General features: G+C 40.9%; 22 protein-coding genes, 1 pseudogene and 1 riboswitch. Of the genes and pseudogenes, 21 read left to right on the forward strand and 2 right to left on the reverse strand.

The genetic code is table 11. The features are described from left to right. Nucleotides 1-10: 10 nt before the first annotated feature. The 9 genes from fdhF to DESME_RS04115 all read left to right on the forward strand — a co-directional run bounded on the left by fdhF (nt 11) and on the right by DESME_RS04115 (nt 10,222). Nucleotides 11-2,689 (forward strand): formate dehydrogenase subunit alpha, encoded by a 2,679-nt coding sequence (gene fdhF, locus DESME_RS15570; RefSeq protein ID WP_084553163.1) that lies wholly within the window; start codon nt 11-13, stop codon nt 2,687-2,689. Between the two features lie 258 nt (nt 2,690-2,947). Beyond that, a complete protein-coding gene (locus DESME_RS04080; protein ID WP_006715128.1) occupies nt 2,948-4,081 on the forward strand; it encodes a glycosyltransferase family 2 protein in 1,134 nt (377 codons plus the stop codon). 153 nt (nt 4,082-4,234) lie between these two features. Then, the gene (locus DESME_RS04085) at nt 4,235-5,725 is read left to right on the forward strand and encodes a phytoene desaturase family protein (protein WP_006715127.1); all 1,491 of its coding nucleotides are present in this window, start codon (nt 4,235-4,237) and stop codon (nt 5,723-5,725) included. A 278-nt stretch (nt 5,726-6,003) separates the two neighbouring features. Next, on the forward strand, nt 6,004-6,597 hold the full coding sequence (gene mobA, locus DESME_RS04090) for a molybdenum cofactor guanylyltransferase (RefSeq protein WP_025248650.1): 594 nt from the start codon (nt 6,004-6,006) through the stop codon (nt 6,595-6,597). Nucleotides 6,598-6,706: 109 nt separating this feature from the next. After that, nucleotides 6,707-6,841, forward strand: a riboswitch (molybdenum cofactor riboswitch). Nucleotides 6,842-6,924: 83 nt separating this feature from the next. Then, entirely contained in the window at nt 6,925-7,896 is a 972-nt protein-coding gene (gene moaA, locus DESME_RS04095) for a GTP 3',8-cyclase MoaA (protein WP_006715125.1), read from the forward strand. A gap of 2 nt (nt 7,897-7,898) precedes the next feature. Next, complete coding sequence (gene moaC / locus DESME_RS04100) at nt 7,899-8,366, forward strand: cyclic pyranopterin monophosphate synthase MoaC (RefSeq protein WP_006715124.1); 468 nt, start codon at nt 7,899-7,901, stop codon at nt 8,364-8,366. A gap of 28 nt (nt 8,367-8,394) precedes the next feature. Then, nucleotides 8,395-8,829, forward strand: coding sequence for an MOSC domain-containing protein (locus DESME_RS04105; protein WP_006715123.1), 435 nt, complete (start codon nt 8,395-8,397; stop codon nt 8,827-8,829). Next, nucleotides 8,829-9,329 (forward strand): MogA/MoaB family molybdenum cofactor biosynthesis protein, encoded by a 501-nt coding sequence (locus tag DESME_RS04110; RefSeq protein ID WP_006715122.1) that lies wholly within the window; start codon nt 8,829-8,831, stop codon nt 9,327-9,329. Before DESME_RS04105 ends, DESME_RS04110 begins: the two co-directional genes overlap by 1 nt. A 71-nt stretch (nt 9,330-9,400) precedes the next feature. Continuing rightward, nucleotides 9,401-10,222, forward strand: coding sequence for an NYN domain-containing protein (locus DESME_RS04115; protein WP_025248651.1), 822 nt, complete (start codon nt 9,401-9,403; stop codon nt 10,220-10,222). Between the two features lie 113 nt (nt 10,223-10,335). Here DESME_RS04115 and DESME_RS04120 read toward each other — a convergent pair whose 3' ends face one another. Continuing rightward, the gene (locus DESME_RS04120; RefSeq protein WP_006715120.1) at nt 10,336-10,587 is read right to left on the reverse strand and encodes a hypothetical protein; all 252 of its coding nucleotides are present in this window, start codon (nt 10,585-10,587) and stop codon (nt 10,336-10,338) included. Nucleotides 10,588-11,022: 435 nt separating this feature from the next. Here DESME_RS04120 and groES point away from each other — a divergent pair, with 435 nt between their 5' ends. Together groES and groL are read left to right on the forward strand one after the other, a co-directional pair. Beyond that, entirely contained in the window at nt 11,023-11,307 is a 285-nt protein-coding gene (groES, locus tag DESME_RS04125; protein WP_006715119.1) for a co-chaperone GroES, read from the forward strand. 43 nt (nt 11,308-11,350) lie between these two features. After that, nucleotides 11,351-12,994 carry a chaperonin GroEL gene (gene groL, locus DESME_RS04130; RefSeq protein WP_006715118.1) on the forward strand — a complete coding sequence of 548 codons (1,644 nt, stop codon included), beginning with the start codon at nt 11,351-11,353 and terminating at the stop codon, nt 12,992-12,994. Nucleotides 12,995-13,138: 144 nt separating this feature from the next. Here groL and DESME_RS04135 read toward each other — a convergent pair whose 3' ends face one another. After that, nucleotides 13,139-13,378 carry a hypothetical protein gene (locus DESME_RS04135; RefSeq protein WP_156922754.1) on the reverse strand — a complete coding sequence of 80 codons (240 nt, stop codon included), beginning with the start codon at nt 13,376-13,378 and terminating at the stop codon, nt 13,139-13,141. Nucleotides 13,379-13,561: 183 nt separating this feature from the next. On the opposite strand from DESME_RS04135, the gene DESME_RS04140 reads away from it, so the two are divergent. The 10 genes and pseudogenes from DESME_RS04140 (at nt 13,562) to DESME_RS15575 (ending at nt 22,532) form a co-directional block, all read left to right on the forward strand. Further along, complete coding sequence (locus tag DESME_RS04140) at nt 13,562-14,479, forward strand: ketopantoate reductase family protein (protein ID WP_025248652.1); 918 nt, start codon at nt 13,562-13,564, stop codon at nt 14,477-14,479. An 89-nt stretch (nt 14,480-14,568) separates the two neighbouring features. Then, on the forward strand, nt 14,569-15,231 hold the full coding sequence (locus tag DESME_RS04145) for a LolA-like protein (RefSeq protein WP_006715115.1): 663 nt from the start codon (nt 14,569-14,571) through the stop codon (nt 15,229-15,231). Between the two features lie 169 nt (nt 15,232-15,400). Further along, the gene (hpt, locus tag DESME_RS04150; RefSeq protein WP_006715114.1) at nt 15,401-15,937 is read left to right on the forward strand and encodes a hypoxanthine phosphoribosyltransferase; all 537 of its coding nucleotides are present in this window, start codon (nt 15,401-15,403) and stop codon (nt 15,935-15,937) included. A 125-nt stretch (nt 15,938-16,062) separates the two neighbouring features. After that, nucleotides 16,063-17,598 carry a glutamine-hydrolyzing GMP synthase gene (guaA, locus tag DESME_RS04155; protein ID WP_006715113.1) on the forward strand — a complete coding sequence of 512 codons (1,536 nt, stop codon included), beginning with the start codon at nt 16,063-16,065 and terminating at the stop codon, nt 17,596-17,598. A gap of 201 nt (nt 17,599-17,799) precedes the next feature. Next, nucleotides 17,800-18,768 (forward strand): MBL fold metallo-hydrolase, encoded by a 969-nt coding sequence (locus DESME_RS04160; protein ID WP_025248653.1) that lies wholly within the window; start codon nt 17,800-17,802, stop codon nt 18,766-18,768. A gap of 11 nt (nt 18,769-18,779) precedes the next feature. Next, nucleotides 18,780-19,616, forward strand: a complete 837-nt coding sequence (locus DESME_RS04165; protein ID WP_006715111.1) for a transcriptional regulator — start codon at nt 18,780-18,782, stop codon at nt 19,614-19,616. A 42-nt stretch (nt 19,617-19,658) separates the two neighbouring features. Further along, nucleotides 19,659-19,739, forward strand: a pseudogene (locus DESME_RS16230) (bacterioferritin-associated ferredoxin); the annotation flags it as partial. A 139-nt stretch (nt 19,740-19,878) separates the two neighbouring features. After that, nucleotides 19,879-20,607, forward strand: coding sequence for an ABC transporter ATP-binding protein (locus DESME_RS04170; RefSeq protein ID WP_025248654.1), 729 nt, complete (start codon nt 19,879-19,881; stop codon nt 20,605-20,607). Next, a complete protein-coding gene (locus DESME_RS04175; RefSeq protein ID WP_006715109.1) occupies nt 20,600-22,243 on the forward strand; it encodes a putative ABC transporter permease subunit in 1,644 nt (547 codons plus the stop codon). Before DESME_RS04170 ends, DESME_RS04175 begins: the two co-directional genes overlap by 8 nt. 127 nt (nt 22,244-22,370) lie before the next feature. Beyond that, a complete protein-coding gene (locus DESME_RS15575) occupies nt 22,371-22,532 on the forward strand; it encodes an aspartyl-phosphate phosphatase Spo0E family protein (protein WP_006715108.1) in 162 nt (53 codons plus the stop codon). Nucleotides 22,533-22,550: the final 18 nt, after the last annotated feature.

Consider the following 22,550-nt stretch of genomic DNA (forward strand, 5'->3'; position numbering starts at 1 on the left):
AGTGAAATCCGTGGAATGGCTAACTGTATCAATTAATGGGAATGATTATAACGTACCCAAAGGGAGCACAGTCTTAGAAGCATGTCGCATGAACGACATTCCGGTTCCGACGCTTTGTCAAGATCCAGAGCTCACTAATGCAGGAGCTTGTCGCTTGTGCGTGGTTGAGATTGATGGAATGCGGAATCTTCCGCCTTCCTGTGTGACCCAAGTAACTCAAGGTATGACTGTAAGGACGCATACCGATAAAGTCAGAAAGGCACGTAAGACCATTCTTGAACTTTTAGTGGCTAATCATCCGTTAGACTGTATGACCTGTCAAAAGATGGGGAATTGCTCGCTCGCTGAGTACGCTTATGAGTATGGAGCAACAGGTGAGAAATATGCAGGAGAGCGGAGAGAGCTCCCTATTGATGATAGCAACCCCTTTATTTTAAGAGATCCGAATAAATGTATTCTGTGTGGAAAATGTGTTCGTGCTTGTGAGGAAATGCAGGGACAGTCTAACCTGGATTTCTTCAAGCGCGGTTTTAATGCCCAAGTTGGACCCGCTTTTGGCTTGCCTTATAGTGAGTCGGAATGTGTATTTTGTGGAGACTGTGTTGCAGTATGCCCTGTCGGAGCTCTCACAGAGAAGCAGATGGTTGGGAAAGGCCGTCCTTGGGAAGTGGAGAAGGTCCAAACGACCTGCCCTTTCTGTGGAACAGGGTGTAATTTTGACCTCAATGTTAAGGATGGGAAAGTTATCGGGGTCACTTCGAACCCAGAGGCTCCCGTGAATGGAAAAGCACTCTGTGTGAAGGGCCGTTTTGGCTATGATATGATTCATAGTCAGAACCGCTTAACTACCCCACTTATCAAAAAGGAGGGGGAATTCGTCGAAGCGAGTTGGGAGGAAGCCCTCGATTTAGTCGCTTCCCGTCTGGGTGAGATAAAAACGCAATATGGAGCTGACAGCATAGGAGCGTTGAGTTCAGCTCGATGTACAAATGAAGAAAACTTCCTGATGCAAAAATTCATGCGCGCGGTGGTCGGAACGAATAACGTTGACCACTGCGCCCGGACCTGACACGCTCCTACTGTAGCCGGTCTGGCTACTTCATTTGGATCTGGAGCGATGACGAATTCTATTAATGAAATACCGAATGTCCAAGTTATGTTTGTGATTGGTTCAAATACGACGGAAGCTCATCCCGTGATCGGGACGAAGATGAAACAAGCTTTAGCCCGGGGAGCTAAGCTTATTGTAGCCGACCCACGCCGTATCGAGCTTGCCGATCGTGCAGACGTTTGGATGCGTTTACGCCCAGGAACAGATATTCCGCTCATCAATGGGATTATGAATATCATTCTGGAAAAAGGCTGGGCTGACCAAAAGTTCATTGAAGAGCGGACGGAAGGCTTTGATACTTTTGTCGAAAATCTCAAGAAATTTTCGCCTGAAGCCGTGAGTAAAATTACGGGTGTACCTGTTGAACAAATGGTTGAAGCGGCTCAGATGTATGCCACAGCTGAACGAGCCCAAATTTTCTATACTCTTGGAATTACTGAGCATACCTGTGGCACAGATAACGTCATGAGTCTTGCAAATCTATCGTTATTAACGGGGAATATTGGGAAAGAAAGTTCTGGGGTTAATCCATTGCGCGGGCAAAATAACGTGCAAGGAGCCTGTGATATGGGGGCATTGCCCACAGATTATCCGGGTTATCAAAAAGTTTCGAGTGCGACGGCACGCGTAAAATTTCAAGAAGCCTGGGGTGTTCCTTTAAATCCAAACCCTGGTTTTAAGATTCCTGATATGTTCGAGTCCGCGCTTGAGAAGAACTTAAGAGCGATGTATGTCTTCGGAGAAGATCCGATTCTTACCGATGCAGATGCGAATCACGTTCGTAAGGGTTTACAAGCGCTTGATTTTCTCGTTGTCCAAGATATCTTCATGTCTGAGACGGCTCAATTAGCAGACGTGATTTTACCGGGTACGAGCTTTGCAGAAAAGACAGGAACCTTCACCAATACGGAACGTCGCGTTCAAATGGTGAATCAAGCCATTGAACCCATTGGAAATACTAAGGTTGATTGGAAGATCATCTGTGAAATTGCAACGCGGATGGGTTATCCCTTCACCTACGAATCCACGGCTGAGGTGATGCAAGAAATTGCCTCCTTAACTCCTTCTTATGCCGGAATTTCCCATGCTCGACTTGGACAGAAAGGACTGCAATGGCCAGTACCGAATGCTGAACACCCAGGAACAAAATTCCTACATGAAGGTCAATTTTCACGAGGTAAAGGTCTCTTCAGGTCGATTGCATATCAGCTGCCTGATGAACTCCCTGATGAAGAATATCCCTTCTTGTTGAGTACCGGTCGCAAGCTTTCACACTATAATATTATGACACGTAACTCGGAGGCACTTGAAGCCTATTCGCCGGAAGAGTATGCTGAGCTTAATCCGAAGGATGCAGACCGTCTAAAAGTTGAGGATGGGGGAAAAGTTAAAGTAGCATCACGACGGGGAGAGTTAGAAACTAAAGTAAGGGTTACAGATCGTGTCCCTGCGGGTATGATTTTTATGACCCTCCACTACAAAGAGTCCCCAACCAATGTCTTAACCAATGGTGCATATGATAAAGTAACCAAGACTTACGAATATAAAGTTTGTGGAGTCAAGGTTGAGCGAGCGTAGTTAAGAAAAAAGCTCCTATGTTTTTGCATAACGGGTTCCGTTTGGAGATTCAGAATTACAAATCGCGTTTAAAATTACGCTTGAAATCACAGTCAAAAACGCAGAAATTCATAAACACATTAAATGACCACTAATATTTGTTTTAGTGGTCATCTTTTTATGCCCTAAATAATAAATTAAACATTGAATTGAAAATAATTCACTCTGTTTTGAAATATATTCCAAAATGTGATATAAATAACAAGGAGGTACGAATTGATGAATACATTTTTTTCGGTATTATCCATAATCAGTATGCTTATGATTATAAACTTAACTTTCCTTTTATTGAGGTATGTCAAAGAGATACCAGCGTTTGGACAAAACAAATTATTACCTCATCGGGACAATTATCCATCACTATCTATTGTGATTCCTGCTTGTAACGAAGAACTTTTTATTGAACAGACTGCTAGACGACTATTAAATCAAGAGTACCCGAATTTAGAGGTCGTCGTTGTTAATGACCGTTCAACTGATAATACAGGAGCAGTTCTCGAAAAGCTGAATGCTGAATATCCTCAACTAAAAGTTATAACGATTAAGAATTTACCTGAAAACTGGCTAGGTAAAACTAATGCAATTTATCAAGGAGTGAAGAATTCATCAGGAGAATGGCTACTTTTCACCGATGCTGATGTCTTATTTGCTCCAGGGAGTTTAAAAGAAACTGTTGGTTATGCGGTTGAACATAATCTTGACCATCTAGGGATTGCTCCCGATATTTACTATGGAAGTGCATTCTATCGTGCCTTTATTGGATACGTAGCTATTACTGTTACAATGCTACTCATGTTTTCGAAAAAAGGTGGAATGGGTGCATTCAATCTCGTAAAAAGATCGGTATATGACGCGGTTGGAGGGTATCAATCGGTAGCCATGAAGGTTGTTGACGATTTATCTTTTGGAGAAGTCATTGTAGACAAAGGTTATAAACAAAAACTCGGACGCTCTAATAAAGGGTTTATCACTGTAAAATGGTATAATAATCTTAGAGAATTATTTAGAGGATTTGAAAAGAATCAGTTTGCTTCGGCAAAATATAGCGTGGCTATGGCTGTAAGTATGATTCTTTTTGTTCTTCTGATTAATGTTTATCCCTTTATTGGGCTATTCTTAGGGCCAATCTGGGCAAGAATTTTATGTGGTATTTCTATTTTAAATTGGATCATTGTCTATAACGACTTAGCGAAAAAAAATAATGTTTCTCCAAGTTTTGTTATATTCCATCCATTATGTGCTTTATTTGAAATTGGTGCGGTTTTAAATTCAATGTTTAAAACATTAAGCAAAGGTGGCGTTGAATGGAGAGGTCAATTTTACTCAATTAAAGAATTAAAGAAGAATATTTAGGTAGAAATTACGTTAGTAGAATTGTAATAAAATTAGTTATCTTTATATAAATGGTAGATGAATTGTTTGCTAAATTCATTTACCTATTTGTTTGTATCTACTCTAACGGAAATAAACCTTCAACATAGTTCTTCAAATAAGGGGGGCGGGAAGTTGGCTAAGAAAATTCTTATTATCGGAGCGGGAATCGGAGGCTTGTCGGCGGGATGTTACGGACAAATGAACGGTTACGACACAGAGATTTACGAAATGCATGATATCCCCGGCGGGCTATGTACTTCGTGGTCAAGAAAGGGCTATACCATCGACGGTTCAATCTATTATCTGTTGGGGTCTAACGCGAGTAACCCCATTTATGATTACTGGACGGAAGTCGGGGCTTTTCAAGATAAGGAATTGATTCAGCACGATGAATTTTACCGAGTTGAGGGAGAAGATGGTCGCACCTGTATTCTGTATAGCGATTTACACCGTTTGGAAGAACATTTGTTATCACTATCCCCTTTGGACAAAGATCTGATTCAAGAAATGATCCGAGTCGCTCTTTTGTTTACGACCATCCCAAATCCGACCGAAAAACCCTATGATCTCTATTCTTGGCTAGACTGGCTAAAAATGTTCTACAAACTCCACCCCTATTTTAAGGATTTTCAAAAATATGCCCAAATTACTTTAGGTGATTTTGCCGATCAATTTAGGGATCCCCTCATCCGTGAAACCTTGAAGTGTTTTCCTCCAACTTATCAGGGAATGTCTCTGTTCTTTTGCACTTTAGCGTCTTATCATAATCAGGATGCCGGTTACCCTCTGGGAGGATCTCGGGAGTTTAGCAAGTCCATCGCCAAACACTATACGGATTTAGGCGGAAAGCTCCATTATAAGGCTAAAGTGGATCGAGTTTTGGTCAAGAACAATCAAGCGGTAGGAATCCGGCTCAGTGATGGAACGGAAGTGTGTGGAGATTATATTTTGCCCGCGATAAACAGCTATTCAACCATGTTTGACCTGCTCGGGGGGCGCTATGTTAATCAAAAACTCAAAGGTTATTATGAGACCCTTCCCACGTTGACTAATGTGCAAGTTGCACTCGGTGTCGATTATGACTTAAGTCAAGAACCTCACTTTCTCGGTGTAAAATTGCCCGAACCTGTCACTCTGGGCGGGATGACCATTCAATATGTTTTTTTGAAACATTATGGTTATGACACGTCCCTAAGCCCTTCAGGAAAGTCTTTGGTGCTTTCGTTCTTTGAAGCTTCTTATGATTATTGGAAAAACCTTGCCGATAATCCCGAAGCATATGCTGCGGAGAAAAAGAAGTTTTCTGATTTAGTGATTCAAGCCTTGAATCAGAAATATCCCGTTTGTAAGGGTAACATAGAGATGGTAGATGTTGCTACTCCCTTGACGTATGTCCGTTATACCGATACGTGGAAAGGGGCCTACATGTCCTGGATTGAGATGACAAAAACCGGTTTCCTGCGTGTTTCACGGACATTACCCGGACTTGAAAATCTTTATATGCTTAGTCAGTGGACGAACCCGCCAGGAGGTTTACCTAGTGCTTTAGTATCTGGCCGCTGGGCAATCCAGATTTTGTGTAAGAAAGATAAGAAGGCGTTTACAACTACAAAGACCAAGTAAAGTTTTATATATGGAAATGTGTATCTATTGGTAGTCTTATACTTAATTACAAATAGTCACGATTTGGTAGTCAAGTCGTGGCTGTTTTTCGTTGCTAATGTCTATGTTAAAAATACGTTAATGTTTTTGCATAGGAGTTTTTCCTTGCTAGTACGCCCAGCGTCGTTTAATATAACTCTGTTTCGCTTTTAAATGTTGCTTTCAAGAAAAATAGAGTATATCATTTTTTTAGCAGTGTATCATTTTTGACATGGGGAGGGGGCTTTAAAATTTTAGAGATGACAGGCATTGTGCTTGCAGGTGGGAAGAGCTCACGCATGGGTAAAAATAAAGCCTTTTTAGAATTTGATGGGAAGCCCTTAATCGAAAAAAATTTAGCTATTCTCGAAACGCTTTTTAGTGAGGTTTTGATAAGTAGTAATACGCCTGAACTTTATAAGAGTTATCAAGAAAAAGTCGTTCAAGATCGATATTCTGGCAGTGGACCCTTTGGGGGGCTTCATGCTTGCTTGGAAGAATCGCGTACCGAGTATGCGTTCTTTGTCGCCTGCGATATCCCAATCTTGGATCCTGCGCTTATTCAATATATGGCCTCCTTGACTGAAGGGTATGAGTGTGTTGTTCCAAGGACAGAGGATGGAATGCATCCCTTGTTTTCTTTCTATAATAAATCATGTCTCCCTAAAATAGAGGATTTTCTGAAAGTAGGGCACTTTAAAGTGATTGACCTATTTCCTTTTTTATCTGTTCGATATGTGGAAGAAAAAGAACTCGCTCGTTTTGGTGACCCTCGGTTGCTGATGTGTAATGTGAATACACCTGAAGAGTGGTCTGGATTTCAAAATAGATTTATGGAAAATGTAAAAAAATAAAGAGGAATTTGTAGGTTAAACGCGAATTAAGTATTATTAAAATAATATTTTATAAAGATCAAAAACTATGTATAATAGAAATAGACATCTAAACAAATGATTAAGTTAAGTGAATATCTTGCTCCGAAACTAGATAACCTAAGGCCTTTTTTAAGGTGACGGTGACTAGGCTAGTGTTTATACACTCGGGTATTGTCGGAAACGATAATATCTCCTATTGGAAAGGAGTCTGTTAAGGCAAAGCGGGAATACTCCGCGGTTAAAACAGACCGCGGAGTATTTTTATTTTATCGATTTTTAAACGCCTTGATGGAAAGAGGGATTAAAATGCAAGACCAATTTCAACGGCGAATTGAATATCTACGTATCTCCATCACAGATCGCTGTAATCTACGGTGTCAGTACTGCATGCCTGCTACGGGTGTTCAATGGATACCTCATGAAGATATTCTAAGTTTTGAGGAAATTTATCGCTTGGTTAAATTGAGTACGCATCTCGGTTTTAAACGTTTTCGCCTTACAGGTGGGGAACCCCTTGTGCGAAAAGGACTAGTTGATTTCATCAGTCAAGTTTCTCAAGTTCCTGGGGTCGAGGATTTAATGCTAACGACGAATGGAATACTCTTGCCGGAAATGGCCTTTGATTTGAAAGCGGCAGGCTTGAATCGTGTCAATATTAGTTTAGATACCTTTGATCCAGACCGTTTTAGGGAAATAACGCGTGGCGGAGATGTGAACAAAGTATTTCAGGGGATTGCTCGTTCCTTAGAGGTTGATTTAAAACCAGTAAAATTAAATGTTGTGGTTGTTCGCGATTTTAACCTGCATGAATTACCGAAGTTTCTTGAACTCGCTCAGAAATATCCCATCCATGTTCGCTTTATCGAGCTTATGCCGATTGGGGTCAGTTCTGATCAACGCAACGAATTCGTCCCGATTGCTGAAATGAAGGAAATTCTGGGGTTACAAGGATTGGAACCTGAGAAGAAAGAGTTTGGTGGTGGACCGGCTGAGTATGTATCACCAGAGGGCTTTCAGGGAAACGTTGGATTTATTAGTGCGTTAAGCCGGCATTTTTGTAGCACCTGTAACCGTATGCGCTTGACGGCTGACGGAAAATTACGGCCCTGCTTGCATAGTCCGAAAGAAGTTGATTTACGTCAAGCCTTGCGAAATGGAAGTACTGATGAAGAACTTTTACAGATATTAGAACAAGCCATCTGGAATAAACCAGCGGAACACCATATGAATGAGGAAGCATGGCAAGGGAATCGCGTGATGTCACAGATCGGAGGATAAAGATGGAACTCACACATTTTGATGAAAATGGCCGGGCGAGGATGGTCGATGTCAGTGACAAAGGAGAAACGAGACGCGTAGCTGTTGCACGCGGAAAAGTTGAAATGCAACCGGAAACCCTCGAGCGGATTCGTCAGGGGCAAATTGCTAAGGGAGATGTTTTAGCTGTTGCCCAAGTGGCGGGTATCATGGGGGCTAAACAGACGTCAAACTTGATACCGATGTGTCATCCTTTGGGAATTACGGGTGCAGAACTAAATTTTGAAATTGTCCCTCCGGGAACAATAGAAATCGAGGCCACGGTTAAAGTCACGGGGAAAACGGGAGTTGAAATGGAGGCCTTAACGGCCGTCAGTGTTGCTGCATTAACCATTTACGATATGTGTAAGGCAATCGACAAAAGGATGAAGATTGGCGAAATCCGCCTTATGGAAAAAGAAGGCGGAAAGAGCGGACATTTTGTACGTTAATAAGAGTTATAATAAAGGGGATAGAATAATGGCTAAAATTATTGCAGTATGTACCAGCGAACGTAAAGGTATGCGTAAGAAAAACGTAGGTGAAGGAACTTTAAAAGTGAAATTCGGAATCGAAGGGGATGCCCATGGTGGGGATTGGCATCGCCAAGTGAGTTTGCTCGCGATGGAAAGCATTAAAAAGATGCAGGACAAAGGACTGGATGTAGGTCCTGGCGATTTTGCAGAGAATTTAACCACAGAAGGAATTGATCTAGTGAGCTTACCCATTGGCACAAAACTTAAAATCGGCGATGCGGGTGTAGGTGAAGTGACTCAGATCGGTAAGGAATGTCATGCCAAATGTGCGATCTATTATCAAGCTGGAGATTGCGTAATGCCTAAAGAAGGAATTTTTATCAAGGTCTTAGAGGGAGGCCAAGTACGGGTGGGAGATAGTATTGAGGTGATGAATTGATGTTCAGAGTCGGTGTAATCACGGCTAGCGATAAGGGCTCTCGAGGAGAAAGAGAAGACCTCTCAGGTGCGCTCTTAAAGGAATTAGTCAAGGAGATTGAGGGAGAAGTCGTGGCATATGTCGTTCTCCCAGATGAGCAACAACAATTAGCTCAAAAGATGCGGGAATGGGCTGATGAGCTGAGTTTAGATCTGATCTTAACCACCGGTGGAACGGGTTTTTCTTTGCGAGATGTAACACCAGAGGCGACCAAGGATGTCGCAGACCGCATGGTTCCTGGAATTGCGGAAGTAATGCGCTATGAAAGTTATAAGATTACGCCTAAAGCCATGCTCAGTCGAGCGGTTGCGGCTTTGCGAAAACGCACCCTCATTGTGAATATGCCAGGTTCTCCGAAAGCGGTTAAAGAATGTTGGCAGGCTATCGCGCCCGCTTTACCCCATGGAATTCAAATTCTCAAAGGGGAAGCCAGTGAGTGTGCTACGCCCATAAACTCCTAAAAGTGCTTGTCACCCCTGTCCGGTTTACGCATACAGTATAGTAGGCGAACCGGGAACGGGGTGATTTTATTTTGAAGGCAATCGCTTTTGTAGATTATGAAAATATCTGGACGGGCTTGTTAGATAGGGGATACGAGTTAACCCCGGAAATTTTGATGCAAGCGATCCAAACCTATGCGGAGAGAAATGATCTCAGTATTACTGGAATTTACCTTTATGCTAACTTTGATCGCGAAGAATTTTGGAGAACCCAGACGTCCTTCGAAAAAACCAACGTTTTTACACGCCATGTGTTTGGTAAAAATAATTATGCAAACACCGAGTTGAGAAAAAATGCTGCCGATGTCGAACTTATTCTTGAGGCTCAAGAAATTTTGATCACCCGGACCTCGACGTTTGATACGTTTCTCCTGTTTACTGGTGATGGTGATTTTTTACCCCTAGCGCGAAAAATCCGAGCATGGGGTAAAGACGTTCGAGTGATGGGCGTCAATGGAAGCACACATCATGTTTTGCAAGCGTTTGGCGGATCAAATTTCTTTGAGGAATTTTTGAACCATGAGCTCGGGTATAAACCAGACCAGGATCTGGAACGAGGAATTCAGATTCTCGCCCAGCTTCAGTTAAGTATGGCTTATGTCGCCTCAACAAAGGCTCGATTAGCGTTGACTGAAGGGCTGCATCGGTCAATATCTCAAGTGAAAGAACTCATTCGATTTGCATTAAGGGAAAAAGTTTTCCTTGAGCGAGAATTTTCAGATGCAAGTCTAAAAATCGGGAAAACCAAAATATATTTGCTCAATCTCGAAAATGAACGCGTTCAGAATGTCCTAGGGGATACCCTGAGCGAAATCCGAGCACGGTATGTCAAGATAGGTGTAATCTCAAGCTAACTTTTAGATATTTTAGTGGGGCTGTTGCATGAACAATGTAGCGGCCCCTTGTGCTTCTACGAAAGCTAAATATGTAAAAAGCCGGTTAGGAGATACTCCTAACCGGGAAGAGGTTATTGGCTAACAAAGGTGATTTGACGAAGAGGAATTCGCACAACCGGACGAAGACCATCGATTGGATTTCCAACATTGGAGAAAAGCTGCGCATTGGTTAAGGTCGCTACTCCATCTTGTAGTCCACCAAAGTTTCCAATCCAGAACGAAGAGTCCATGCCAATTCTCAGTTGAGCACCAATGGGATACGTGTCAAATAAACCAAGAATAAAGGGTCTGCAGTTGAATCCTCCAAGTCCTCCAAAGCTCATAATAACATTCTCCTTTTCTTTGGATTGGCCGTCGGAACGACCTCCTAGAAGATTAGAGCGGAGAGGATTAAAAGCTTTGTTAGAAGGAATCTCCCTTTGCTAACCAAGACTTTCTATTTCTAATTTAGTGTATGATCAAATGTCAAAAAAGTTCAAGTAGAGGGAACAGATCACGAATAAAACTTGACCGGCTTGGTTAATATAGGAGTTAGAGCAGGTGGGGAGACCTTGAAATTCATGTTATATAAATAACGCAGTAAGATGGAGATATTCGAAGGTATAAATGGATAAATTCGAATATTCAACGATATTGACGTTTTGCAACGCTTGATTTCATCTTCGCCCTTGCATATTATAATACTTAGATGTTAGCACTCGTTACGAGTGAGTGCTAACAAAAAATAATAAAATAATCTTAAGGAGGGAATTTCTTCAATGAACATCAAACCTTTGGGCGATCGCGTCGTTATTAAAGCACTTCCATTAGAGGAAAAAACAAAAAGCGGAATCATCATGCCGGATACGGCTAAAGAAAAGCCAATGGAAGGTGAAATTGTAGCAGTTGGACCTGGAAAAATGGAAAAAGGTGAGCGTGTTGCTCTCGATGTTAAAGTCGGAGACCGCGTGATTTATTCCAAATATGCGGGTACCGAAGTTAAATATGATGGCGAAGAATATCTAATCCTGAAAGAGAGCGATATTTTAGCAATTGTAGGCTAATTATTTAAGATGTAAATCATAATTTTTAAGGAGGATATTTAAAGTGGCTAAACAAATCGTTTTTAATGAAGAAGCCCGCCATGCTCTTGAACGTGGTGTTAATGCTCTGGCTGAAGCGGTCCGCGTAACGTTAGGACCTAAAGGTCGTAACGTTGTCTTAGATAAAAAATTTGGTTCTCCCCTGATCACCAATGATGGTGTAACAATTGCTCGAGACATTGAGCTGGAAGATCCTTTTGAAAACATGGGAGCTCAACTCGTTAAAGAAGTAGCAACTAAAACGAATGATGTTGCAGGTGACGGAACGACAACAGCAACCGTTCTTGCGCAAGCCATTATTCGCGAAGGTCTGAAAAATGTCGCAGCGGGTGCTAACCCGATGGGTATTAAACGGGGGATTGAACAAGCTGTTGGTGTCATCGTTGAAGATATCAAAGCTAATGCTAAGGTAATTGAAAACAAAGAAGCAATTGCCCAAGTTGCGTCCATTTCTGCTGGAGATCAAACAATTGGTAATTTAATTGCCGAAGCAATGGAAAAAGTCGGTAAGGACGGCGTCATCACCGTTGAAGAAGCTAAAGGAATGACGACTGAACTTCAAGTGGTTGAAGGTATGCAATTTGACCGTGGCTATATCTCTGCTTACATGATTACAGATACCGATAAAATGGAAGCCATTTTGAATGATCCTTACATCTTGATCACAGATAAGAAGATTGGCGCCATTGCCGATATCCTTCCTGTTCTTGAAAAAGTAGTTCAAGCAGGTCGCCAACTTTTGATCATTGCTGAGGATATTGAAGGGGAAGCTATGGCAACTTTAGTTGTCAACAAACTTCGTGGAACCTTCACTTGCGTAGGAGTTAAAGCTCCTGGCTTTGGAGATCGTCGTAAAGCAATGCTCGAAGATATTGCAGTTCTTACAGGGGGTACAGTGGTTACCGAGGATCTCGGTCTTAAACTGGAAAATACTACGATTGAAATGCTTGGACGTGCTCGCCAAGTGCGCGTGACCAAGGAAGAAACCACAATCGTTGATGGCTCTGGAAGTACAGATGAAATTCAAAAACGGGTTGAAGCGATCAAAAAACAAATTGAAGAAACCACTTCTGATTTCGATCGTGAAAAACTCCAAGAACGTTTGGCTAAATTGGCTGGTGGCGTAGCCGTTATCCAAGTTGGTGCTGCAACTGAAACAGAAATGAAGGAGAAGAAACTCCGGATTGAAGATGCTTTAGCTGCAACTCGCGCTGCGGTTGAAGAAGGTATTGTCGCTGGTGGCGGTACAACCTTGATCGATGCAATTCAAGCACTTGATAGCTTGAAAAGCTTACTTGGAGACGAAAAAACTGGCGTAGCGATTATCCGTCGCTCGTTGGAAGAACCCCTTCGTCAAATTGCAAATAACGCTGGACAAGAAGGATCTGTTGTTGTTGAAAAAGTCAGAACAACTGCGCGCGGCGTAGGCTTCAATGCAGTTTCTGAGCAATATGAGGATATGATTACTGCAGGGATTGTTGACCCAGCAAAAGTGACTCGTTCCGCTTTACAAAATGCGGCTTCTATTGCTGCAATGCTCTTGACAACCGAATGCTTAGTCTCTGATCTCCCTTCAAAAGATAACGGTGCTGCAGCTGCCGCTATGGGTGGTATGGGCGGCATGGGTGGCATGGGCGGAATGATGTAACGTCACGAAAGTGTCACTCAATTAAGTAAAAAAATATCCACACCGCGCAGGTATGGATAAGGTTAGAGGTTTCTCATAAGTTCACTGAACTTATGAGAAACCTCTTTTTACATTGCTTGTTTGTGCCCCTTTGCAATAGACAGACTAATTCATAATAACAATAAGCGTAAAAATAAGGATCAAGACGGGAAGAAGTTCGATTAGAGTTATTCCAATAAATGAAAGATTTATAATCGAGTTATCCATAGGTTTGATTTTCGTGACTCCTTGAATGATCTTTTTCTCCGCAGTCAAAGCACCAATGATTGATATCACTAATGCAATAATACAACCGATAACAGTTGCTTCATGTGTAGACATTTGACGTGTTGCATCTCTTTTCATAATTATATAGTTTCTGACAGGAAACGACTTAGTAATAATATATTTTTATATTCTATTACTAATCTTTTGAAAATTCAATACTTTAGAACTAATTTTGTATAAGAGTTGATCAGAAGCAGGGTAATAATGAACGATGGAGAAATGTTATTTAAACGAAAAAAGTAAAGGAATATTAAAATGACGATGAAGATTAGAACGATTGGGATCATAGGTTTAGGTGCGTTAGGAACAATGTATGCAACGTATTTTACCGATAAATTGCCAAAAGGTGATGTTCGTGTTATTGCCACACAAAGTCGGATTCGGAAATATGAGGGAACGGGCATCTATAGTAATGGAAAACGTTATGATTTTAATTATGTTTTACCTGAAAGTCAGCAACAGCCTGTTGATTTATTGCTTTTCTGTGTAAAATTCAATCAATTAGAACAGGCGATTGAGGATGCAAAGCATCAAGTAGGAGAACATACAACTATTCTATCCGCCTTAAATGGAATATCCAGTGAAGAAATCATCGGCAAGACCTTTGGCATGGAAAAGATGCTTTATTGCGTTGCCCAGGGCATGGATGCCGTGAAGATTGGAAACAAAGCGATTTATCAAAACATGGGGATGTTGTCTTTTGGGGAGAAAGACAATTCAAGTTGGTCAGATAAAGTAACAGCTGTTGCCCAATTTTTTGATTTGATGAATTTCCCTTATGAGGTTCCCCTGAATATGGAGCATCGAATGTGGGGAAAATTTATGCTCAATACAGGAGTAAATCAGACAGTCGCTGTATTTTCAACAAATTATGGAGCAATTCAAGTTGAAGGTGAGCCTAGAAATGTAATGATCGCGGCAATGAAGGAGGTTATCACACTTTCGCAAAAGATCGGTATCAATCTAGGGCAGGATGATTTGGAGTATTGGTTACATGTCCTCGAAACATTAAATCCCTTGGGGATGCCTTCGATGCGTCAAGATATGGTAGCCAAGAGGCGGACAGAGGTAGGGCTATTTTCTGGAACAACTATCGCTTTAGGAAAACGATATCAGGTACCCACTCCTGTTAATGAATGGCTATATCAAAAGGTACAGGAGATGGAAACGGATTTTTAAATAATTTATCTCTTTAAAAAATTTATTAGGAATAGGGCAACCTATTTTCTACATAAAGTGTGATAAGAACTCCGCCAGGGGGGCTGAACATGAAGAAGAGGGGTCTGTTGTTAATCATCCTTATCAGTACCGTGTTAGTTGGGGGAATCATGGGTCGCCTTTTATGGAAACCCAACCCCGCAGAGTTGTTGACACACGGCTTAGAAAACCTGAACCAAGCGACCTCTTTTCGCTATAGCATCACCCAACATCAGTGGGTAGAGGGAAAAGATCGCGTACTAACTCAGATTCTAGGAGAAAAGGACGGTGGAAACACTCATATTTCAGGGCAGCTTGTGGGCACAGAAGTTGAGATGATTGTTGTCGGAGAAGGGTTCTATCTCAAAGACCCACTGGGTAAACGATGGGTCCGGTATCCCAGTGTCCCAGCTACCCAAGAAGTTTTCCTGGCGGAGCTCAATCCAATTACTTCTTTGCAGTTCAAAGAGCTTGGCGAGGTGATGCTTAAGGGTCAAGAGAAGTTAAACGGCGAGAACGTTTGGGTACTTCAGCTTCAACCCAGTGTACAAAATCAGATCATGGAAGATTTTTGGACCGATTTCAACTATATGGTGTATATCAGTGGAAAAAATAAAACGATTCGAAGGGTGACAATTCAATCGAACAATAAAGCGAATAATGAGCCTATGACGATGACTTTAGATTTTTCGGATTTTGGTAAAGAGATTAAAATTCGACCTCCAAATTTATAGGAACTAAGCCCGGGCTAACAACCCGGGCTGTTTCTTGCGCCATAAAGGGTTTTTCCGTACTTTATCCGTACTTTAATTAAATATTAAGGGAGTAATGTTCGAAAAAAGTTTGACTCCCCTGAGCTCGTCTGCTATAATTCTAAAATGAGTTTTAGTGGAGGTGGCCGTGGTGGAAGATCAAATTAGTAAAATCCTGTTTAGCCGTGAAGAACTCCTGAAACGGATTGCTGAATTAGGTGAAGAGATTACCCGTGACTATCAAGGGAAGAATCTGTTAGTTTTAGCTATTCTTAAAGGGGCTGTACCTTTTATGGCGGATTTAATCCACCAAATTAAGATCCCGTTGGCTTATGATTTCATGGCCGTTTCCAGTTATGGAGCATCAACAACATCTTCTGGCGTTGTTCGGATTATGAAAGACTTAGAGCGGAGTGTTGAAGACGTCCATATTTTAATTGTTGAAGATATTGTTGATACGGGATTAACCTTGAAATATCTTAAAGAAAATTTAACTGCCCGCAATCCTGAAAGTGTCAAAATTGTGACCTTATTAGATAAACCCGATCGGCGAAAAGTCGATGTTAAACCGGATTATAATGGGTTTAAGATTCCTGATGAATTTGTTGTCGGTTATGGCTTAGATTTTAATGAGCAGTATCGGAATCTTCCCTATATCGGTATTTTGAAGCCAGAAGCTTATCAATAATCCTAAAAATAGATTATAATAGAATAGATAGAGTTTAAAAGACCTTGTTATGAGGGTTAAGTAAATGCTGACGGTTAGAATAAGATCGTCAGTTATTTTCTATTTTATAAAAGGGTGGTTAGTATATGTCACAAGAATTAGTACTGGTCTTGGATTTTGGTGGCCAATATAACCAATTGATCGCCCGCAGAGTACGGGAGGCCCATGTATATTCTGAGATGATTTCGTATAAAACTCCCATAGCTGAAATACGTGCTCGAAATCCCAAAGGCATTATCTTTTCGGGTGGCCCTGCTAGCGTAAATCAGGAAGGTGCACCAGAAGTTGATCCGGCGATTTATGATTTAGGAATTCCGATTCTCGGAATTTGTTATGGTATGCAATTGATGACGATTCAACTCGGGGGTAAGGTGGAACATCCAGAGGTTAGAGAATATGGGAAAGCGCTTCTTCAGGTCGATGAACCTAAGGGCATTTGGGAAGGCCTTGGTGGGGAACGTCAGTGTTGGATGAGTCATGGTGATTCAGTTGTGACTTTGCCTGAAGGGTTTAAAGTCGCAGCACATACCGAACATACGCCAGTCGCAGCGATGATCAATGAAACTCGACAGTTCTATGCGGTGCAGTTTCATCCGGAAGTTAAGCATACACCAGACGGACAAAAGATGTTGGAACACTTTTTGACGGATATTTGCGGATGTAAAGGTGATTGGACGATGGGCTCCTTTATCGATACACAAGTTAAACAAATCCGTGAGAAGGTTGGAGATCGTCGTGTGCTTTGCGCTTTGAGCGGTGGAGTGGATTCTTCGGTAGCTGCCGTCCTCGTTCATAGGGCGATTGGGGATCAACTGACCTGTGTCTATGTCGATCATGGTTTTATGCGCAAAAATGAATCGGTTGAAGTGAAAAAGATTTTTACGGAGCAATTTCATTTAAATCTCGTCTTTGTTGATGCTAGTGAGCGGTTTATGAGTAAGGTAGAAGGGATATCTGATCCTGAAACCAAACGTAAGAATATCGGAAACGAGTTTATTCGCCTTTTCGAAGATGAAGCTCGCAAATTGGGCAAAATTGACTTCCTCGTTCAAGGAACGCTCTATCCTGATATCGTCGAAAGCGGTACAGATACCGCAGAGACCATTAAATCGCACCATAATGTCGGTGGACTTCCAGAGGATATGGAGTTCGATCTTATTGAACCTTTACGCATGCTATATAAGGATGAGGTTAGGGAAGTCGGAGCAAAATTAGGAATTCCTGACGAAATTGTCAGCCGCCAACCGTTCCCAGGCCCGGGACTTGCGATCCGGATTTTAGGAGAGATAACTCTGGAAAAATTAGATCTCTTGCGTGAAGCTGATGCCATTATTATCGACGAAGTACGAAAGGCAGGGCTTTATAAGGACATCTGGCAAACCTTCGGGGTTCTACCCTCGACCATCAAAAGCGTAGGCGTTATGGGTGATTCACGCACCTATGCATACCCGATTATCGTTCGTGCAGTAACCAGTGAAGATGCCATGACAGCCGATTGGGCGAGACTGCCGTATGACTTGATGGAGAAGATCTCCACTCGTATTGTCAACGAAGTTAATGGGGTCAACCGTGTCGTCTATGACATCACCTCCAAACCCCCTGGCACGATTGAGTGGGAATAGTCTGTGGCTCACCACTGAATAATGTAACCAAGCATCCGACTTTAAAGTAGTCGGGTGCTTGGTTTTTTTAGGCAATTATTTTAAAGAAATCTGCTCATATGCTGGATAACTAAAGATACAAGTATAGAAATAAATAATTGACATATATTTTATTTATAACATATATTATTATAAATAAAATATATGTTATGGGGTGATGTGATGAGTTGGTTGTTAGAAATTGTGTTAACCTTAGGTGGCATAACCCTCACAATTAACCTCTTCTTGTTAGTGCGTTACTATAATGGAAAGAGGCATATAGTAGAAGCGAACAACTTATTAAAGATAAATAAATTAAGACTCCCTCAAGTTGAAAAGTTGGAGATTTTACCATTAGTGGATTATGAAACAGATTCCCCCGAATTAAAGACAGAGGCTGGTTTATCATATCTTGTAAAAGCCGAGAATGAACAAATTTTATTTGATGTTGGCTATAACAAAAAGGCCGAAGACCTTTCACCCCTTTTGCAGAATGCTATTAGGCTAAATATTGATTTAAGTCAGATAGAGGCCCTAGCTATAAGCCATAACCACGCTGATCACGTAGGAGGAATAAATTTTAAAGACAATAAAGTAGAATTAAGTAAAGGTACTTTAATAAATTTTCAAGAAAAACCCTTATTTGCTCCCATTGAGTTGACATGTGAAACGACTCAATCAATAACTGTCACAGAACCAACTCTCCTAACTAAATCAATCGGCAGTACGGGGCCGATAAAAGTGCAACTTTTCATGTTTGGCGAAACTAATGAGCAATCGTTATTGATTAATGTCAAAGATAAAGGAGTCGTTTTGATCTCCGGCTGCGGTCATCCACAAATCATAAACATGGTAAAGATTGCAGGAGAGATTACCGACAAGAAGATATATGGAGTTGTTGGTGGATTACATCTTTTCAAAGATAAACCAAATGGTGGAATATTAGCAAAGATTTTTGGTAGCGATCGGCTGTTTAGCAGCAAACCCTCTCATACTGAACTCAAGCAGATCATAGTGGGACTTAAAGCCTTAGGGGTACAAAAGGTTTTCTTATCACCCCATGACACGGATAAAGGAGCAATGCAACTTTTCGAGCAAGTATATGGCGATGATTTTAAACGAGTATTCGTGGGTCAAAAAATACAGTTTTAAGGTGGAACCTTATGAAGTTAACTATTCGAAAAAAAGACAGTGTAACAAGTATTCTCCTTTTCATTTTCAATATCTACTTTTTTCCCAAAGGACATAATAGCATACGTTTAAAAAGTGTATTTAAAGTATTCGAGGCTTTTGAGAAAAATGAAACTGCCATTCGTATGGGTTTATCCAGAGCTGTTCAAAACCAGTTGGTTTCAAGGACAAAGGATCAGGGAGAAGTTATCTATCAACTAACAGAGATCGGGAAATCAATGATTTATAACTGGTGGGCTACCATAAAGGACTATCGAGCTAAGCTATCTCTGCAAAAACAACCTTGGGACAGGGTTTGGCATCTCGTCATATTTTCTTTCCCTAATGCTAAACAAAACGAAAGAGATGAACTCACGAAGTTCCTTCAGAGTTTAGGTTATGGCATTCTGAATAAAGGAGTTTGGATTTCTCCCTACGATTTTTCGAAAGAGATTTCTCAAAAAGTGGGTAGTCTTCAGATTAGCGAATATATCCATCTTCTATCGGCACAACCGGAAAAGGAGCAAAAAAGTTCTTCTATAGAAAGCAGTGTTTGGGAGATCTCTTTATTTCGCCAAAGGTATGAAGCACTTATAATTAAGATAGATTTAGCCCAAGGCAAAGCCGAAAAACTAACTGCAGCTCAAACACTTCCCATTTTGCATGAATTAGGCTTGGAATTTATGAAGGTCATTTCGGAAGACCCCCTGTTACCCTTAGAAATCTTAGGGAGTTGGCCAGCCATGGATTGTGTAAAGAAATTCATGACTTTGAGAGAAAGGCTGATTCCTATAGGGGAAGCGTTTATAGAAGAAATCCTAACCCAATAAGGTCACAAGGAGGAAACTAAATCGATTAGGTTAGTTAACATGAAAAATATTTTTTCTCCTACTCCTATTTGTTATTGCTTAAACGTTACGGAAGAAGAAATTCTTTACCATGTTGCTGAGGCATACAGATGATTTCTTTATAGGACTCGGAAGGATATTTATTCCAGGAAGACGAATGTATATAAGGCTAAAATTTACTAAAACGTTACCTCAACAGTATACAAGGTTAAGCGCTAGAAATAATTCGGAAGGGGTTGACAGTATGATTGAACTGAAAAAGGTCACTAAGACTTTCAGTCCTCCTATCAAGGCAGTTGATAATATTGATCTCTCTGTAAGAAATGGGGAAATCTTCGGTTTTTTAGGACCTAACGGTGCAGGTAAGACGACAACAATCAAAATGCTTACAGGAATATTGGCCCCTGACAGCGGGAGTATAATTATAGATGGAGTAAATGCTATCGAAGATCCATTACAAGCCAAAAAACATTTTGGTTTTGTACCTGATAGTCCTAATATATTTCTAAGGCTAAAAGGAATAGAGTATCTCAATTTTATAGCAGATATTTACGATGTTTCGTCTAAACAAAGAAAAGAACGAATAGAAATGTTGAGCGAGCGCTTTGAGATGGCCAAGGTTTTAGGGGACCGCATCCAAAGTTATTCCCATGGTATGCGGCAAAAAATTATGATTATGGGAGTCCTCATTCATAATCCTTCCGTGTGGATCATGGATGAACCTATGACAGGACTCGATCCTAAGGCTTCCTTCACATTGAAGGAAATGATGCGGGAACATGCCAATAAGCAAAATACAGTTTTCTTTTCTACTCATGTCCTCGAAGTTGCCGAGAAAATATGTGACCGGGTTGCTGTCATTAATAAGGGCCAAGTCCTCTTTTGCGGAAAGTTAGAAGAGATGAAGGATCACTTTAGAGGCCAAGACGAGTCTTTAGAAAAAATGTTCTTGGAAATGATCGAAGATGAATAAAAAAGTATTTATATTAGCAAAAACCTTAATGAAGAATTCCTTCAGTTTTCCAACAGACCAAAAGAAAAAGATTAGGCAAGCGCTGCTTACGGCCTTCGTGGTTCTCTGTTTTTTACCCATGGTTATGGGCCTGATTCAATTTGTAACGAAAATGTATGATGGGCTTGCTTTAGTGGGGGAACAAGGAGTTTTGTTAAGTCTAGGTATAGCCGTAAGTGCTTTTATCATTTTTTTCTTCGGTCTTTTATATACCATGAATACCTTCTATTTTTCCGAGGACATTGAAAATTTGCTCCCCTTGCCGGTTAAGTCATCACATATCTTAGGAGCGAAATTTATTGTGGTCACAATCTTTGAATACATGACAGAAGCTGTCATTTTACTGCCGCTTTTAATTGTGTACGGGCTAAAAAGTGATCCGAACTTTTTATATTATCTCTACGGGTTGCTTATCTTTTTGAGCCTGCCTGTGCTGCCTATAGCCTTTGCCTCTGTTATCGTAATGGTTATCATGCGATTTACTAATCTTGCTAAAAATAAAGATGCTTTCCGGATAGTTAGTGCTATATTTGCTATATTTATTGGGGTTGGCGTAAATATCTTTACGCAGAGAATGGCATTCAGTCAGGGAATAGGTCAGCTTGGCAATAACTCGCTAGTGGCAACGACTTCGATTATTTTTCCGCCGGCAAAGCTAGGTGCACTAAGCCTTATCAATAGTGGAGCCCTCGGCGGACTGGGTTATATCTGCTTATTTTTAGCCCTATCCTTAATTGGGTTCAACCTTTTTTTGCTCCTGGGTAACTTGTTATACTATAAAGGAGTTACTGGTGTTTCTGTATCGTCATCACGTCGCAAATCTATCACTGATCAGGAATTGAGCCGGCTAACAGTGCGTAACTCTATACTTAAATCCTACGTGTTAAAGGAATTACGGATTTTATTTCGAACTCCTGCCTATTTCATCAACTGTATTTTGGTCAATTTCATCTGGCCCGTATTTTTGATCCTATCAACGGTAATGAAGCCGAAAACCATGTCCGGACTTACACAGCTAAAAGGAATGCTGCAAAACCCAACCGTTGGAGGCACAGTTGTTGGGGTAGGATTTGGTATTATGCTTATGGCTGCTTCCATGAATGGCATAGCATCAACATCCATATCCAGAGAAGGAGAGAGTATCTTATTCAACAAATATATCCCTGTCAGTTATAGGACACAAATATTGGCAAAAGTAATTACCGGAGTACTCATGGGGATAGTGGCAATGTTGACGATGTGTATTGCCGCAATATTTTTGTTGGAGATATCTTGGTATCTAATGGCTGTCATTTGTACCGTAAGTCTACTTGGAATAATTTTTGCTAACCTAGTTGGCGTTTTCATTGACCTTTTGAACCCTAAACTCCATTGGAGCGATGAACAAAGAGCTGTAAAACAAAACCTTAATCTATTATTTAGCCTTGTAATCTGCTTTTTATTTAGCGGTTTAAGCATTTGGTTATTGGTGAAGTTACATTTTACTATAAACCAGGCCGCAATCAGTTTGATTTCTTTCTACGTTCTTCTGAATGTATTGATTTACAGGGCCCTTATGAAGAAAGGCAGTGATCTGTTTAGTAAAGTTGAGTACTGATATTTTTGCTCGTAAAACTATGGGTTAGACATAAAAGGTAACCTTCAGATTCCCCCGCATAAAAATCACCCTTTGCGTATAGCTAAGTGGATTGTATTGTAAACAATGAAAGGGTGTCTGAGTTACGGTGAAATGTCAAGTTGAACATTTATGCAAAGATATTGTAGAAGTGCATCAGGATCTTATCAAATTAGGTAAGTGTAAACCGACTACTGATCCAGAGATTGTAGAACTGAGCAAACGTTTTGATAGATTGCTCAATGAATATCTACGAATAGCGAAGCAATAAGAGTGCCCTCACCGAAAG

It is taken from the genome of Desulfitobacterium metallireducens DSM 15288 (assembly GCF_000231405.2).
Lineage (GTDB): Bacteria > Bacillota > Desulfitobacteriia > Desulfitobacteriales > Desulfitobacteriaceae > Desulfitobacterium_A > Desulfitobacterium_A metallireducens.